This window comes from Pseudomonas sp. MHK4 (assembly GCF_054600775.1).
This window is the reverse complement of sequence record NZ_BAAIAK010000015.1, coordinates 1-16,989: the sequence shown is the minus strand read 5'-3', so window position 1 is coordinate 16,989 and position 16,989 is coordinate 1. Positions and strand designations below refer to the sequence as shown.

Here is a 16,989-nt window from a genome sequence, read left to right as displayed (position 1 = left end):
CAGCCTCACAAATTTCAGCGTTTCACATCGGTACCAAGACCAGATGCGCCATGGTTGTTGTTGTAGTGGCACCCTGCTTTGGTTGCTCTCCCTAAGACTGTTTCATTCAAGAATACGTGCCTTGCGCAGGTCCCATTTGGTGGTTGAGGTAGTCCGCCAGCCGCAGCGTCAGCTGCAACAGCGGCATGGTTGGATTGCTCGCGCCGGCCGTTGAAAAAACACTGCTGCCAGCGACGTACAGGTTATTGGTCCCGAACACTTTGCAGTTCTCATCGACTACCCCGAATTCAGGGGAAGTCGCCATCCGGGTCGTACCCATGTGATGGGCATGCGGCCCGACCTGCAGCGGCAGGGAAACCTCATAAACCGCTTCGTTCAACTTGACATAGCCAAGCCCCTCTTCGGCAAAACACTTGGCCACCTCCAGGCCTATGCTTTTTATGGTTTCCCTGTCTTCGGGGGCGAGTTCCCAGTGGATATTGACCTTTCTCATCCCCAGGTCGTCGCGCTCTTCAGTCAACGAGATGCGACTCTTGCGGTTGGGAAACTGCTCGATCATCGTGGCGAGCTCCCCGTCACCGGGACAGTTGAACTGGGTGATGAAATCGATCTTGTGCGCCACGCCTGCCTTGCAGGCCAGATTCTCGAAAAAGCCCTTGATGGCCGCCATGCGCCCATAGGTTTCCACGTGCGACACGAGGGAAGCGGTGACATTGCCTTTACCGGAATGATGCTCGATCACAAAGGCATCCTTGGTGAAGAACTGCCTGGCCTCCCTGCTTTCGCCGTCGTTGAGGATGAAGGTACCGAGTGCGATGTTCAGGTGTTCCATGAAGCATCGACCGACGAAGCCATCCTCGGTGACAACCCCGGCGGCGGCCAATGACTGGCTGTTGAGCAACTGCCGGGCGTTTTCTATCGCGCCGGTGGCCAGGATGAATTGCTTGGCCGAGATTCGCTCTTGATGCCGTTCGTAATCGGACACGACAACGGCGATGACGCGGCCGGTGTTGCTGTCGAAATCCAGGTCGACGCAATTGCAATTGATGAAAACATCCAGGCCTTCGGTCTCGGAGAGTTCCTTGGCATATTTTTGTGCAAAACGCGTCGGCGGACTGAGCAGGAAACGGTCGGCCTCGAATTCGTCGCTGTGGAAGGCCGCGTTGACGGTCTTGAATCCCGAGTCCAGCGGCAGGTCCAGAATCGCCATGGCCGCTGGCAGATTGCGCTCCATCTCGGAAAACGCGATGGGCCAGCCGGGCAGATTCACCGGAGGGGTCAGGGCAAAGTCGGAAGGTTCGAAGGGACGGCAACGACCGGCCCAGTGGTTCGAGGTCCCCCCCAGGTAACGCAGGCGGGTTTCTTCGGTGTAGGCCTCCAGCCCCGAGGACGAAGCCTTGTAGAGGTTTTGCGAATACAGGGCATATTCGCGCCCTCCTCCCTCGAGAAGCACTACGCGCCATCCATTGCCGGCCAAACGCAAGGCCAGCGTAATACCGGCCGGACCTGCGCCAACGATGCAGAAATCATAGTGATCGCGCAGGTCTTTCTGCGTTTGGTAATCTTTGATCATATTTGTAGTTACCGGAAATGCGCGGCAGGCAACACCCACCCGTTGATAACGACAAACTCCGATTTTCCTGCAGGAGACCGGGCCCCAACCCCGGAAAATTTCACCACCAGCCCCCCCAGGCTTAACAGGGCAAATGCCCGAATGAGACCTCTGCGACTGATGCCAGAGTTATTCAACACGCGTTCACTCATCACTCACGACTCCATGGGATCGAGATTGCATCGCAGATTTCAAGGGTGTTTCAACATGCCTGGTAACGCGGCTCAACCGAAAAGCCAGTGGAAAACGACCAGGACCAGCTCGCCACACAAGGCGCCTACCACCAGCATAGGCAACACGATGAGCTCGCGCTTGATATCGAGGATACCCACGCGACGATTGACATACATAACCAGTACCAAGGTCGGCAATGTATGCAGGGCGACGCCCCAGATCGCGTATTCGACCCCCCCGATAGCCAGTAACAGCGGCACCAGCACCCATAACGAAACGACACGAATGATGTTGTCGATAGCTTGGTACTTGGTGAGCCCCAGCGCGATCCAGATTTGATTGGCCACTATGAAGCGCATCACGAAAAAGGACGTCGAGAGAATCGACATCATTTTGCCGGCTTCGGCGTAACGATCATCGTAAAGAATGCCGATGATGAGTGGACTGGTGACCCAGAACAGCCCGCAAAGAAACAGCAGCGCCAGGTCGACCAGCATCTTGAAGCGGTAATACAACCGGCGCAGACGCTCGAAGTCGTTGGTTCTGGCGGCCTCACCGAAGGCTGGCAGGGCCACGGCCCCGACCACTTTCAATACACCCGTCTGAACAGCCCCCAGGATCAGTCCGGCAATGGAGTACACGCCCATTTCGGTGACCGTCATGCTGCCGCCGAAAATGATCCGGTCACCCTGCATGGACAGTACGCCCACGGCCGAAGACAACAGGATCCAGCGACCGAAGACCACCAGTTCGTCGAGCGCGGCGCGTTCCCAGCGCAAACCGTTGGACGGCCCCTCGAACCAGAGATGCCCGAGCAGCGTGCTGGCCAGGGCCGCGGCCAGGCCGGCTGCCACCAGTGACCAGATGGAATGGGTGAAGTATCCGATGGCCAGCATCACCAACAGGCCGACCACCTGGGAAATAAATTCGGCGATCACCACTTTCTTTTGCTGAAAAGCGCGCACGGCCAAGTCGACTTTCGTCGACTGGAACCCGTAGATGATCGCGGTAAGGCCGGTCCAGGCCAACACCGCCGGCAATTGCGGTGCGGCGTAGGTGGAGTCGTGCGACCAGAAATCGATGGCTTGCGCGTACCAGGCAGCGGCTGCGAGAAACAGCGTCAAGGCGAACAGCACAAAGCCGCGCACGATCTGCACGGTCCAGAGGGTGTTGAGAAACTCCGGATCATCGCCGCGCGGGCTCTGCAGAATGTTCTGGCGCAACCCCACGTCGGAGAGCAGGTGAAGAATGAATAAAACGGTGGCGGCGATGCTGATGATGCCGAACATTTCCGGCATCAGCAGGCGGGTCATTATCAGGTTGCCGCCCAGGCGCATCACTTGAGAGGTGACCAGCGCCCCCAGATTCCATGCCCCAGCTGATATTGCTCGCCCACGAAGGCCAAACGATGGCGAGATGCGTACTGAAGGCATAACATCAATCCCGTATTGGACGACACGAAAGGTACTATAGTCGCTATTAGGCAAACCACTAGCCATTAGCCATCGCTCACTCATCAAATAAATCGGTAGCCCATGCCTGAGCACTTTCGCGCGTTAGTCGTCATCCTGGTCCTTGCCGGTATCGTCTTCGCTTTCGCACGGCGACCGGCAGCCGATCTGATCCCTCTGAGTGATTTCACCCGCCGGCGCAATCTATGGTTCGCCTTGACGCTACTGGCCTTTGTCTCCCACAGCTTCTGGGTGTACGCGGGTGTTACCGCAATCATCCTGACGGTCACGCGACAGCGAGAGCGCAACCCCATGGCGTTGTTTTTCTTCCTGTTGTTTCTCATTCCTCCCGCCTCGGCGCAGGTCCCCGGCTTCGGCCTGATCAACTATTTTGTCGACCTGAACCACGTACGCATACTGGCGCTGTTTGTGTTGCTCCCGGCCTTTCTCGCCTTGCGCAAGAAGCCGGACACACTACCCTTCGGGCGCACCCTGCCGGACAAACTGCTGCTCGCCTTTCTCCTCCTGAGTGCCGTTCTTTCCCTGCGCCAAACCACGCCGACAGACACGTTGCGGCAATCGCTCTATCTGTTCGTCGACGTTTTTTTGCCTTACTACGTTGCCAGTCGGGCACTGAAGAACGTCAGCGATTTCAAGGACGCACTGTTGGGCTTTTTACTCGCCGCCATGGTGCTGTCACTGATCGGTCTGTTCGAATATTCGCGCCGATGGTTGTTGTACAACGCGCTGACCGACGCCATGGGCGTGCAATGGGAAATCTCCAGCTACCTCAGCCGTGGCGGCTCGTTGCGCGCCAGCGTCACCACTGGCCAGGCCATTGCGCTGGGTTACGTCATCGCCGTGGCCATCGGCTTCTACCTGTTCCTGCAGGAAAGCGTTCGCAGCAAACTGCAGCGACGACTTGGCGCCCTCCTGCTCGCCGGCGGTCTGTTTGCCCCCCTGTCGCGCGGCCCTTGGATCGGTGCCGCGGTGATCATCGTCATGTACATCGGCACCGGCCGTTATGCAGTCAGGCGCCTGATGCTGCTCGGGCTCGCCGCCGTGCTCGCCCTGCCCTTGCTGGCCATCGTGCCCGGCGGACAAAAAATCCTTGATCTGCTGCCCTTCATCGGCTCGGTGGAAACAGAGAACATCACCTACCGCCAGCGCTTGATCGATAACTCGCTGATCGTCATCCAGCGCAATCCATGGCTGGGCTCCTTCGATTACCGCAGCACCCCGGAAATGCAGTCGCTGACGCAAGGCCAGGGCATCATCGACATCGTCAACTCCTATATCGCCATCGCCCTGCAAATGGGCTTGATCGGGCTGACGCTTTTCGTGGCTTTTTTCGCCACGATCGTGCTCGGCATTCGCAAGGCGATGCATTCGTTCCCCAACCCGGACGATGAGTCACGCCGCCTCGGACGTACGTTGCTGGCGACACTGGCCGGGATATTGGTGACCATCATCACTGTCAGCAGTATTACGGTCATCCCCGTGGTGTATTGGTCGGTAGCCGGACTGGGTGTGTCCTATGCTCAGATGGCGCGCAGGCTCAAGCGCGCGGAGACTTCCAGCAGCAAGAGTGCCTTCCTACCTACCTGGTAACGCTCATGACGTGTTTTTTTTACCGCCGCCCGCTGTTGCCCGTCGCTCTCCTGTTTCTTGTCATTTGGCCGTTCAGCACCCAGGCGTCGGAGTGGGTCGCCAGCGTGGATGAGCGCAGTGGCCTGCCCCAGGTCACGCGCGGCGGCAGCCCTGCCATCGCCTCTCAATACGTCTTTTGGGGAGGCAACTGGGACTGGGCGGACTTTACCCCCTCGCTCAAGGTGATCTCGCCCTATGTCTACGCCATGGAAGGCAAGAGCCAAAAACTGGACTTCGACGCGACGGGGCAAATCCGCAAGGAAGGCGAGCAGACGCTGAGCATGGACCTGGTCCTGAATGCCCACAGCATGAAGTCGAACGTGATGGGCGGAGGCATCGTCTTCAACTTCGACCCGGCCCTTGCCGAAGAAATGGGCGAGCCGCAGTTGCTGCCCGACAACCGTGGCTGGTCCTGGGGCAATGCCCAGGGGCGGCGCATCGAGATGCGCTTCGAGCCGGCGCTGGCGAGGGTGTATTTCGAACCGGGTGATCGTTCCCAGGTGCGGGCGTTCCTCTACAAGGACAGGATCAAACCTGGCCGCGAAAACTTCAAAGCCACGTTTAGCGTCTCCGGTGATGTGGAACTGGGGCCAACCGCCGCCGAGCGCTTCGGGCTCGCCGACCCGAAAAGCTGGCCGAGCGACAGGCTGGACTGGAAGACCGCGCCGGTCGACCTGTCCTTTCTCAATGCCCAGGAAAAACCTGCGGGCAAGCGCGGCTTCGTCAAGGCAGCCGGCGAGCAACTGCTGTTTGCCGATAACACCCCGGTACGCTTCTGGGGCACCAACCTGTCGGCCTACACGCTGTACCGCACCCCGGACGATGCGATCAAGCAGCAGGCCAAGCGCCTCTCGGCCCTAGGTTTCAATCTGGTGCGACTGCACCACCATGACTCTCCGTGGGTTTTCCCGAACATCTTCGGTAACGGCATGGTCTTGCGTGACACCCAGCACCTGAGCGAAGAATCGCTGAAGAAACTCGACTTGTGGATCAAGTGCCTGAAGGACGAGGGCATCTATGTCTGGCTCGACATGCACGTCGAACGAGCCCTCATGGCGAACGACAACATCTTTGGCTTCGATGAATTGACGAAGAACGAGCTGGGCGGCGCCGACCTCAAGGGCTACGCCTACGTAAACGTCACTATCCAGCAGGCCATGAAACGCTTTGCAAAAGATTATCTGAGCCATGTAAACAGCTATACCGGCCTCGCCTACAAGGACGACCCGGCGATCGCCGCGGTTCTGCTCACCAACGAAAACGACATCACCCACCACTACGGCAACGCCCTGTTACCAGACAAGTCCGTGCCCCGGCACAACGAGTTGTACATGAGGGCTGCCAGGGCATTTGCCAAACAGCACGACCTGTCTGAAGACCAGACCTGGCGGTCCTGGGAGCCTGGCCCCGCCAAGCTGTTCCTCAACGACCTGGAACGGCGTTTCAACGTCGACATGATTGATTACCTGCGCCAGACAGGCGTGAAAGTGCCGATCGCCACGACCAGCAGCTGGGGCGGCAATGGCCTGAGTTCCCTGCCTGCCTTGACTGCTGGAGACGTGATCGACGTCCATAGCTACGGTGGCCCGGGACAACTTGAGAAAAACCCGCTGACCAGCGCCAACCTGGTGGACTGGATCGCCGCCGGACAGGTCACCGGCAAACCCCTGACCGTCACGGAATGGAACAATGAACCCTTCCCGATACCCGATCGCCACTCGCTCCCACTCTATATGGCAGGAACGGCCAGTCATCAGGGCTGGGATGCCCTGATGCAATATGCCTATAGCCAGGAGGGACTCAACGGTGAAGGAATATCGGCCGACAACTGGCACGCCTATAGCGACCCGGCCATGCTGGCGACCTTGCCCGCCGCCGCCTTGCTCTATCGCCGTGCAGACGTTCACGAAGCGAAGACCACCTATGTCTTCGCACCGACGCCGCAAACCCTGTTCAACCAACGCATTAACCCGGCCAACTCGGCCTTGCTGCGCACCGCCATGGAGAAAGGCAAGCTGCAGATCGCCATGCCGAAGACGCCGCAACTGCCCTGGTTGCAACCGGGGATCATCGCCAGTAACGCCCAGGTGTTTCATGACCCTGCTCAATCGCTACTGGACGCCTCGGCCAGCGAGTCCACGACAGACACCGGCGAGCTCAAGCGCAACTGGAAACAAGGCATCTACACCATCGATACGCCGCGCACCCAGGCGGCAACCGGCTGGATCGGCGGCGAGTCGATCAAGCTGGGCAATATGCAGGTGCAAATCAAAAACGCCTACGCCAGCGTAGTGGTGCAAAGCCTGGACGACGCGCCCGTTGGCAAGTCCACGAACCTGCTGATTTCCCTGGGCACCCGGGCCATCCCCAAGGACGTCAACAAGACACCTTTTTACGTGGAGCCCCTCGCGGGCACGCTGACCCTCCAGGCCCCCCCGGGCTTGACTCTGTTCACCCAGGTCGGGCCTCTTGGGCAACCTGGAAAACTGCCAGCCACATACCTGGATGGCCGCTACACGATCCAGTTCGATGGCCTGCAGGCGTCCAATTGGTTGTTCCTGAAAAAAGCATCGCAAGCGAGTGACAGTCTCAAGTGACAGCAAAGGTCTTGTAAAGGACGGGTCAGCCGCCTCGCGCTGACACCGCATCGATATCAAGGAGAGCGGCATGAAATTCCTGGTGATTGGCGGCGCAGGCTACATCGGTTCGCACATGGTCAAGCAGCTCCTTGGCGCGGGGCACGAACTGGTGGTGGCGGACAATCTTTCCACGGGCTACCGCAACGCGGTGCTGGGCGGGACACTGGTCGAACTCGACATCGCCGACGCCCGGGCCCTGGACGCCTTGTTTGACACACATCGCTTCGATGCCGTGTTCCACTTCGCCTCCTTCATCCAGGTGGGCGAGTCCGTCACTGAACCTGCCAAGTATTACCAGAACAACCTGGCCGCCACCCTGACGCTGCTCAAGGCCATGGTTCGCGCCAAGGTGAAACACTTCATCTTCTCCTCCACCGCCGCCGTCTATGGCGACCCGGAGTATGTGCCGATCGATGAAGCGCACCCCAAGGCCGCGATCAACCCCTATGGTCGCAGCAAGTGGATGGTGGAACAGGTGCTGGAAGATTTCGACCGTGCCTATGGGCTCAAGTCGGTTTGCCTGCGCTACTTCAACGCCGCCGGCGCAGACCCTGATGGGCAGCTGGGTGAACGCCATGAACCGGAGACCCACCTGCTGCCGCTGATCCTGCAGGCGGCCTCTGGCCGGCGCAAGACCATCACTGTCTATGGCTTTGACTACGACACGCCGGACGGCACCTGTATTCGCGATTACGTCCACGTTGTCGACCTGGTCGCCGCTCACGCGCAGGCGGTGGACTATTTATTGGCGGGGGGCGCCAGCACGGCTTTCAACCTTGGCAATGGCCAGGGTTTCTCGGTGCAACAAGTGATCGACACGGCGCGCCGCGTGACCGGCCGCGACATCTTCATCAGCGAAGCGCCCCGCCGCGCTGGTGACCCGCCACGGCTGGTGGCAGATGCTCGACGGGCCAATAGCTTGCTGGGCTGGCAACCGCGATTCGCCACGCTGGAACAGATCGTGGCGCATGCGTGGGAGTGGGAGAAGAAGTATCCCTGGAACTGAATGAAAACCTGGACACACCTGCTTTTAACCACCCTTCAGGCCGAGCGTTAGCTCGCCTGCAGCTCTTGATCTTGATCTACCCGCCCCTTCGGGAGGCTGAGTGCGTCGGCTATGAGGCCGCCATCGCTGCGATGCTGCGACCCGAGAAGCCAGACCAACGGTGCATCAGTAAGGACGTTTCGCCGGCCCGGACTTGTTCAGCACCGTACCGATCAGATTGGCCCTGCCCAGGTGATGCAGGCTTTCCTCGATCTCTTTCTTGGTGTTCATGCCGTTGGCGACCACCAGCAGGACGCAGTCGAACTTGGGCAGGATGGTAATCACATCGTCCGAACTCAGCACCGGCGGCAAGTCGAAGATCACGATGCGAGAGTTGTAGCGTTCGCGCAAATCGACGATCAACTCGCCCACCGCCGGTGAAGACAGTACCTCGGTAGAGAGCGGAATCGGTTCGCGCGTCGGCAGGACCACAAAGCGCGGCAAGGTCGGATTGACCAGGACCTCCTGCAGTTCTGCTTCGTTGGTCAGCAATTCATTGAGCGATTTTTCCATCGGCAGCCCCAGGTAGCTACCCACCTTGGGACAACGCAAATCGAAATCCACCAGCAGCGCCGTCTTGGTCGTGTGATGCGCGATACTCATTGCCAGGTTGATCGCCAACACCGACTTGCCCGCCTCCGGCGTCGGCGAGGTGATGGCGAGCGTGCGCCAGCCATTTTCCTCCATGGCCTTGAGGACCTGGGTACGCAGCAGATCGAAGGCCCAGCCCATGTTCGAATTCTTGTTGTAGGCGACAATGCGATGGCGCTCCAGGTGCTCTGCTCGCAGCGGTACAACCTTTGTCTGCACGTAACTGAGCGCATTGAGCGGCGCAGGCTGTCCGGAGGATGAGAGCACCAGGCCTGACGAGGGTGGCTGTTCGCCTTTTCCCAGAGGTGGCTTAATAATTTCCATCGCAATATTCCTTATTCAAACCGCGCCAGAGCTTTGAACATCAACAGATCCAGTGGCATGTAGAAGAAATGCAGGAGCACCAGAGAGACCACGATCATCAGGACGCCACAGAGCACCAGTATCGTTCGCCACTGTTTGCGACGAGCCAGTTCCGCCTGGGTATGAATGTAGGGAATGGCAACCAGTACACGTTTACCCAGCACACTGGTCAGCGCGTCGACACCGCGTACCCGCTGGCTCAGCATCTCGAGCAGCATCACCAGTGCACCCGCCCCTACCGGCGCGAGGACAAAGCCCAGGGCCACGACTTTCTTGCGGTTCGGCCGGACTGGTTTTTCCGGCATCAGCGGCGCTTCGAGCAACACAAAACGCTCGGCCTTGTTTTCCTGCTCCAGGCTTTCGGTAATCTTCGCACTCATTTCCTTGGTGCGAATTTCCTCGTATTTCTTGCGTGCGTTTTCATGGTCGCGCATCAGCGTGACCAAGCCGCGTTCCACTTGCGGCGCCTCGAGAATCTGGCTCTCCAGGGTCGTGATCTTGTTGAGCAATTCCTGCTTCTGCGCGGCCAGCGATCTCATGCGCTGTTCCGAAGCGGCAATGCGCGCCTGGACCCTGGCAACGTCGAGGCTGACCGGCGAGACGGAACTGCCGCGGCCTTCGCTGGCCTGCAGTGCAGCAATCTTGCGTTTGACCGCCCGTACATCCGGGTGGGCTTCTGTATAGATAGTCTGCAACCGGGCGTACTCGGCCTTGAGGCTGGCCAGATCCTGCACGGGTTCAGCGACCGCACCCGCCGTACCCACTCTGGTCGCCAGACCGGCATGGGCCGCCGACAGTTCCAGGTCCTGGAAGCGCAACTCTTCGTTGGCCGCCTTGTAGTCGCGGTCGATATCCTTGAGTTCGAGTTCAGAGCGCGACAACATGTTCATGCGCAGCTCCTGATGCTCGGGCAGCGCGTTGCCGTGGGCCTGCTTGAAGTCCGCCAGCTTGTTTTCCAGCACTTCCAGCTCGGTGCGCAGCTTGTTCGCTTCCTGGGTCAGGAACTCGGTGGTTTCACTGGCGCGCTCGGTGCGCTGCTTGATGTTCTCGTTGAGGAACAGCGTCACCAGTTCGTTGGCCACTTCGTTCGCCACTTGCGGTTCGCGGTGCTCGAAGGCAAGACGGAAGGCAATCGTCACTTCACCTCGCCCCTTGACCGCCGCACTGACCAGGGCGACGGAAATCGCATTGCGCATCTCTTCGATCTTTTCGGTCAGGGTCAGCCGACGGCTGCCCGTTTCGAAAAGATTGTACTTGTTGATGATCGCCTCCAGATGCTCGCGGGTCATCACGCGCTGGCGGATGACCTCGATGCGCTCGTCAGCAAAGGTATTGTTGTTCCCCGCCACCAGGTCCGGCGATATCTGCTGCGACTCGACCAGGATAGTCCCGGACGACTGATAGATCGGTGGCATGGACGTCGCCACCAATACACTCGCCCCGATTATCACGGCTACCGTCACAACCAACAGCAAGGCCCGGTGCTTGATTACTGCAATGTAGTCGTTGACCGACATTTCGTATTCAGAGGACATAAATACCACGCTGCTGATGGTCAGAAGTCGGGGTGACTATAGATCACGGTCATCCCTATGATGTTGGCATCGGCGTTTGGCAAGCCGTCTCGCTCGCGCTCTTTGTAGGTGAAGGATAGGCGTGCAAGCCAAAAAGGCGAGAGTTCGCGACTCACAAAGGCGCCGTATGTGCGAAAGGTACTGGCCGCGTCCCCTTTGGTTTTTTGCCAGGAGCCATCAACACCGACACGACTGGTCTCGTCGAGCAGATAACTCCAGTTACCCCGTAGCTCATCGGATTCGATCAGGCCGTTCTCGCCGTTGGCGATCGTGCTGCGACTGGCCTCGACACTGGACTCGACACGCTCACCGGTGTAACGCAGGCTCATGCCACCCTGGCCGCTGGGGCCGCTGTTGCTGTTGGATACCTCGTTCACGCCGCCGTACGCCGACGCCATAAACTGCTCGGAAATCTGGTAGTTCACGCCGACTACCGGGGTGTAGCTGTTCGAGGAGCCGAGGGTGGAGGTGGTGTCGTCCTTGGGCTCATAACGCGTCGCTTCGAATCGGGTGAACAGTTCGACCCGCTCATTCCATTGATAAAGCCAGCTGAAACGGTTGGTCAGCTCATCGTAGTTGGTCAGCGAGGCGGTGTCGTATTCGACATGGGTGAGGTCGATCTCGTCGACCAGGGTGCTGCGCTCGGTCACCGCGGTTCGCCAGTTACCACCGATGGTCGAGAGCTTTTGCGTGCCATCGGTCGAGTTTGTTACCCCGGTCTGCTGGACTTCAGTGGAGAGCGTCGAACTCTCGAAGTATCTCGCCGTGAGTCCATAGCTTCCTTTTTCGGTCTCACGCTGCCAGCCAAACGACAGCCTCGGATCTTCTCGATCGGACACGATGTCGGGATCGGACGAGCGCTCGACATTGACACCGAGGCCAAACTTCCACTGATCCCGATCAAAATTACCCACCAGCGTGTAATCGGGGGCAATGATCGTTCGCGTGATCGCTTTCTCGTCAGTCGTCAAGAGCAGTGGGTTGCTGTCGTGTTCGACTGTCATGGGCAGCGCAACTGCCGACTGCCAGGTGCCGGCGTAAGTCATGCCGGAACATGGCAAAGTCAATATTGCCATCACCACTCCGGTTGTTTGCAATGAACGCAAGTTAATCCTTAATGCATCGCGCAATGTCAGGGAACGACCAGCGTATCGCCGGCCTTAAGTTCGTAGTTAGTGGACATGTCACTCCCGGAAATCAGAGCGCTGTAGTCGACGGGCATCACTTTCTGGGTTTTCCCGTCGCGCCGCAAGAGTTTGATTTCATCCTTGTCTGCAAACTTGTCGAGTGGACCGGTCTCACCCAACAGTTGCAGTACATCGGTATCGCCGGTTATCTGTACCTTGCCAGGCTTGAGCACTTTGCCCTGGACATAGACGACATTGCCCTTGGCCTCGGTGACAACAACGCTGACCACCGGATCGGGATAATATTTTGTGAGTTTTTCAGTGATTATCTTTTCAGCCTGAGACGTATCAAGCCCCTTGACCCTGACCGGCCCTGCCAGCTTCAACGTGACGTAGCCATTGGGCAGCACATCGACGCGCTCAATTTTTTCCGCTGGCTCGCCCCAAATGGACACTTCAACCTTGTCTCCAGGGTTCAGGAGATAGGGGCTGTCTTCGGCGGCACGGGCCACGCCGGGCACGATAGCCAGCGCACACAGTGCAGGTAACAGTAAACGCAGCATCTGAATTCCTCCGCCTGGTTAGCACATCTAATGAGGATCAACCGTTACAATCAGCGTCCTCTTTAAAGCTGTAACACCTGGAAAAACCTGTCTCGTAAAACTGGCAACTAAATCTTGCGCCGGTTGGCAACAACGATGAAACCCAATAGTGCGGAAGAGAATAACCATACAACCGCAGAGACCGGCACTGCATTGGCTTGAGTGTCGTGGAATGCCGTTTCTCCAGTCAGTCCCTTGTCCTGGACTGGATCGATCACGAAGGGCTGAGCGGCAACTTTCGTCATTAAACCGTCGCACGCTGAAGTATTGACGGAAGCACTTGCTCCCGACTTGGATCCAGTATCAGAGGTGGCAAGTTGAGCACTTTGGGTGTCTGGCGAAGAGCCACTATGGTCTTTGCCAAGGTTCGCCGTCGCAGCAGCGGCGGAGCCTGTCGAAGCCACGCCAGCTTGAGCCCGTGCCCCCTCGCAAGCACTACTTATGCGACTAATTTCATTGGGCAAATTGGTCGCTTGGGCAGTGGAAACGGCTACTCCATTCAGAGTCGCAAATAACACCATCAACTTAATGAAAACTGTCGTCCGCATATAACCGCCTCCCTGCGCTGAGGGTTTGCAATTGGTCGGTTGAAGAAATCTGAATCAGGCTAAATGGAGCCTATAAGCAGATAGCCAGTACGTCAATAGCACGTCACCATAATAAATAGAAATATAAAATCCGGCCGGATAACGTCAAAAAAACGCCACTAACAGAACAAGCCACGTAGCAGCGACAGCAAGTGCCTATGTGTTCAGTGGAGCCCCAAAAAAAACCCGTCAATTTCACGACTGCGTATCAAAAATATGCAATGAAGATGCCGAAGATTGACCGACGATCGGATGGGCTCATCCCGAGTAATAGACTTTCTTGGGGGTTGGTACGCGTTGAAGCGGTTAAGACACTGTGTTGCGCTTTCGGGATTGTCTGGGTGGAACGGCAAATCGACGATTAGAGCCTGCCGAATACCGGGAACCGGCGACCGGCTCCATCCGTCCGCCCTCACGCACAAATTCATTCACTTCCTTGACCCGGCGACTACGCAGCCAGCTAATCCATTTGACCAGCTCGGTATGGCCCTGCTGTTCAAGCATTAGCAGGAAACGCACTTGCCAGCGCTTGCACGCCTTCTCGCAAAGACCTGTGCGCCGTTGCAGATCGACCACGCTCTCGCCATTGATCAGCCCTTGGGCAAACCCCAACCAGTGTTGCGGATACCCCAATCGGGACAGCAACGTGCCCTTGAGTAAACTCACCGCGTAGCCACAACCGGGGCAGCGAAAATCAGGGCGACGCTGATCGATACGCTGCATATCAGGCGAACCACATTTCGCACAATCCACCCGCTGAGCCGTCAGCAGCTGTTCCAACCCACTCAGGAACAACCGGGCCTGGGCCGCGATGTGCGCGGGCGGCTGCAGGTTGGTTCGATCCTGCCGCGCGGACCACCAGTGGTACAACGCTGCAAACTCTATGGCCATCACGGCACGGCACGGCTTGATCCAGCGCCACGAGGAGCTGCGGGAAATACCCATGGCCTGGGCAATATCGGTTGAGGGCCAACCGGCTAACAGGTACTGACCATAGATCGACCACAGGTGCATCAGCCCATAATTCGAAAACGGGGTTTTCGACAGACTGTTAAAGCCTTTGTCACACGCAACGCAGCGGTAAAAAGGCAGACGCACCTTTTTCGTGGCATCCAGCCTGAAGCGTGGATGACCGCACGCAGGGCACTCGACCGGTGATTTATTGGGTAGCTGGTGCAGATAGCGGATAAAGGCATCCGCCTGGCCATGGAGCTTGACGGGTAGGCACCGGTGGTAGTCGGGTGGAGGGCGAGTTTCGGACATTGAACTTGAGTTCTCCCTGGGAAATAGGTGGCTTCATTGAAGTCAGGCAATGATGGCGGCGATGCAAGAGCCTGGTGAATCCATCACCTTCAAACTGAATCGATATCCAGATAATAGGGGGCGCCTATGACGTGTCCGCCGACTATTGCGGCGATCGCCTGATCATCGGTTAGCACCGCTGGCGGGGTCATCGCCAGTTGCTCCGGGACAGTATTGGCGGCGTGTGCTTTCCAGCGTGGCAGGTTGGTTGTCAGTAACTCCGGGTGGCGGGCGAGCGTGCCGTAGACTTGTTCCTCGCTGGCAGGTTTAAAACGAAGTTCGCGCAAGCGATCCCGGGTTATCTGCAACTTGTCTCTTTCAGCCCAGAGTGCCGCATATTCTTTCTCATGGGCGCGCAAGTAAGCATCGGAGCGGGTTTCCCGGGCTACGCTTGCCAATTGCCGGTCCATGCTCTGAAGTGCGTTATCAACCCACTCAAACTCGCGTTTAGTCACCAATGGCCGGCGCATCTCTTGCGACTCCTGCCAGCGGCGCAGGGTGGCCCAACTGTTGGGGACGTAGCCCCCGACCATCAGGTGATTGAGGATGTAGAGCGCCGGCTCGAAGGCGCGATGGGTCGGTAAACCGTTTCTTTGCCGCAGTATCTCGGTGCAGGCGTGGTTGCTAATACTCTCGCAACCTGGCTCCCAGAGGATCGAAGACTGGCGACCGTCCTCGAACCGTACCGGCATGAAGTGGTGCAGCCTGCCGTGGTGTCCATAGGGCGCGCCCCTGAGATTGCTCACCCCGGCCATGAACATCGAGATACCCAGTGGGGCGTTGGCGAAGCTGACCGCAAGGCCGGTGCCAAACACCATGGGCTTGGTGTCCATGCCGGTGCCCGGCACGCTCGGGATCGGGTCGTTATGATTGACCATGCGGTGATGCGTCAATTCAGCGGCTGCGTCGATGAAGGTCTGGTCAGCGGCCCGTGGGGCGCCGTAAGTGTAGAGCAGAATGTCGTATTGCTCTGCTCGACGCCGCAGCATTTCAGCCAGCAGTAAAGCGGTTGCGCCACCCAGGCTATGCCCGGTAATGACGAGCTTTTGCCCACTGTAAAACTTGTCCAGGTAGGTGATCACGAATTCATAGGTGACTTTTGCGGCGCCGTAAAAGCCCTGATGCGCCTGGCCTACACCTTCTGCAAAAGGCACTTGTTGCGCATCGATGTCGGTCAACAGGTCCCACGGCAGCTCATTGGTACCGCGCACGGCAATCAACACCAGCTCATCGTTATGGGTGATAAAGGCTTGACTGTTTGTTCCAGCCTCTTTTTCCGCGTCATCAAGAAAATGGAGCTTGGCCGGATTTTCCTGTGCATCGCCTAACGCGGGATCATTCACCTCTGGGTACAATTGGGGGTCAAACGGCACGATTTCCAAACGCTTGGAGTACGCTACGTCTTCGTACAAGGGGTAATACGGCAGTGCCGGTTCCTGACCCGCGTCCACCCGCCAGATTTCATCCCCCTTGGCCAAGGCCGCGCCAAACCAGTTGCCACTGCTGGGCTGAAGTGGAAAGCTCACCGAGCGCTCGGTCACGGGGTGCTGGTCAGGCTGCTGACCAAAGGGTGTGTAACTCAAGGTCGCCATCAAGGCCAATTGGTACAAATTGAGCGCGCAGAATTCATTGCGGGTGGACAGCATGGGGCGCAAGGCGCGCAGCGGGCGCACTTCCAGCACATGGTGTTTGTTTGGCAACAGGGGAATGCCAAAGCGTTTGGCCAGTTCCGGCTTGTAGCCCGCCTGGCCTTTGACCGGCAGCGGTCGAAACAGCTTGATGACATGATGTTTGGGCGCGAAATGGCGTTCGGCCAGCGGGGGTAGATGTGCCCCATGCTCCACCAATTCACGCACTTCAACCTGATAAAAGGCGTTGGCCGCAGCCAGGCCTTGTGCCGGGTTGGACTCGGTGCGCTGGCCGGTTTTATTGAAGAAGCGGGTGTTCTCGGCACGTACTTGCAGTTCGGTGATGGGTAGTGGATAGGCCTTTCGTTCTTGCAAGCGCTCGTAGGACTTTTCTTGCCCTCGGTAGGCTTGATTCAGTCGGATTTCCAGCGGGCCGCAGTAGTGATTTTCCAACTTGCCAGAACCCGTCGTATCCAGTTTTCCGGTATAGACGATGTCTTCGTAATCGATGAGCTGATAGGTCAACCCGGCGTAGGCCCGACCGTCACCGAACTCGTCGACTAGCTGAAAACTGGTGGAGTGGCCGCGCAACGGGCAGGCATGGATATCGCCGCCAAAAAATGCTTGCTCACGTTCCGATAGCG

12 protein-coding genes are annotated in these 16,989 nt (G+C 58.1%); 3 read left to right on the top strand and 9 right to left on the bottom strand.

The window, feature by feature from the left end:
• Positions 1-106: 106 nt before the first annotated feature.
• The gene (locus ACYP2Q_RS27120; protein WP_459733287.1) at positions 107-1,573 is read right to left on the bottom strand and encodes an FAD-dependent oxidoreductase; all 1,467 of its coding nucleotides are present in this window, start codon (positions 1,571-1,573) and stop codon (positions 107-109) included.
• Positions 1,574-1,836: 263 nt separating this feature from the next.
• Positions 1,837-3,219, bottom strand: a complete 1,383-nt coding sequence (locus tag ACYP2Q_RS27115; RefSeq protein ID WP_459733393.1) for an oligosaccharide flippase family protein — start codon at positions 3,217-3,219, stop codon at positions 1,837-1,839.
• Positions 3,220-3,321: 102 nt separating this feature from the next.
• Here ACYP2Q_RS27115 and ACYP2Q_RS27110 point away from each other — a divergent pair, with 102 nt between their 5' ends.
• From ACYP2Q_RS27110 to galE, 3 genes are all read left to right on the top strand, one after another.
• The gene (locus ACYP2Q_RS27110; RefSeq protein ID WP_459733286.1) at positions 3,322-4,848 is read left to right on the top strand and encodes an O-antigen ligase family protein; all 1,527 of its coding nucleotides are present in this window, start codon (positions 3,322-3,324) and stop codon (positions 4,846-4,848) included.
• A 5-nt stretch (positions 4,849-4,853) separates the two neighbouring features.
• Positions 4,854-7,484 (top strand): cellulase family glycosylhydrolase, encoded by a 2,631-nt coding sequence (locus tag ACYP2Q_RS27105; protein WP_459733285.1) that lies wholly within the window; start codon positions 4,854-4,856, stop codon positions 7,482-7,484.
• Between the two features lie 70 nt (positions 7,485-7,554).
• Positions 7,555-8,532, top strand: a complete 978-nt coding sequence (gene galE, locus ACYP2Q_RS27100; protein WP_459733284.1) for a UDP-glucose 4-epimerase GalE — start codon at positions 7,555-7,557, stop codon at positions 8,530-8,532.
• 165 nt (positions 8,533-8,697) lie between these two features.
• Here galE and ACYP2Q_RS27095 read toward each other — a convergent pair whose 3' ends face one another.
• The 7 genes from ACYP2Q_RS27095 to ACYP2Q_RS27065 all read right to left on the bottom strand — a co-directional run.
• Positions 8,698-9,486 (bottom strand): CpsD/CapB family tyrosine-protein kinase, encoded by a 789-nt coding sequence (locus ACYP2Q_RS27095; RefSeq protein WP_459733283.1) that lies wholly within the window; start codon positions 9,484-9,486, stop codon positions 8,698-8,700.
• An 11-nt stretch (positions 9,487-9,497) separates the two neighbouring features.
• The gene (locus tag ACYP2Q_RS27090) at positions 9,498-11,060 is read right to left on the bottom strand and encodes a GumC family protein (RefSeq protein ID WP_459733282.1); all 1,563 of its coding nucleotides are present in this window, start codon (positions 11,058-11,060) and stop codon (positions 9,498-9,500) included.
• Between the two features lie 20 nt (positions 11,061-11,080).
• Entirely contained in the window at positions 11,081-12,175 is a 1,095-nt protein-coding gene (locus ACYP2Q_RS27085; RefSeq protein WP_459733281.1) for a hypothetical protein, read from the bottom strand.
• Positions 12,176-12,231: 56 nt separating this feature from the next.
• On the bottom strand, positions 12,232-12,789 hold the full coding sequence (locus ACYP2Q_RS27080; protein WP_459733280.1) for a polysaccharide biosynthesis/export family protein: 558 nt from the start codon (positions 12,787-12,789) through the stop codon (positions 12,232-12,234).
• 107 nt (positions 12,790-12,896) lie between these two features.
• Positions 12,897-13,376: a hypothetical protein gene (locus ACYP2Q_RS27075; RefSeq protein ID WP_459733279.1), complete on the bottom strand. Its 480-nt coding sequence runs from the start codon at positions 13,374-13,376 to the stop codon at positions 12,897-12,899.
• Between the two features lie 345 nt (positions 13,377-13,721).
• Complete coding sequence (locus ACYP2Q_RS27070) at positions 13,722-14,429, bottom strand: transposase (protein WP_459733278.1); 708 nt, start codon at positions 14,427-14,429, stop codon at positions 13,722-13,724.
• A 338-nt stretch (positions 14,430-14,767) separates the two neighbouring features.
• On the bottom strand, positions 14,768-16,989 hold a 2,222-nt coding region (locus tag ACYP2Q_RS27065), incomplete at its 5' end, for a lipase family protein (protein WP_459733277.1).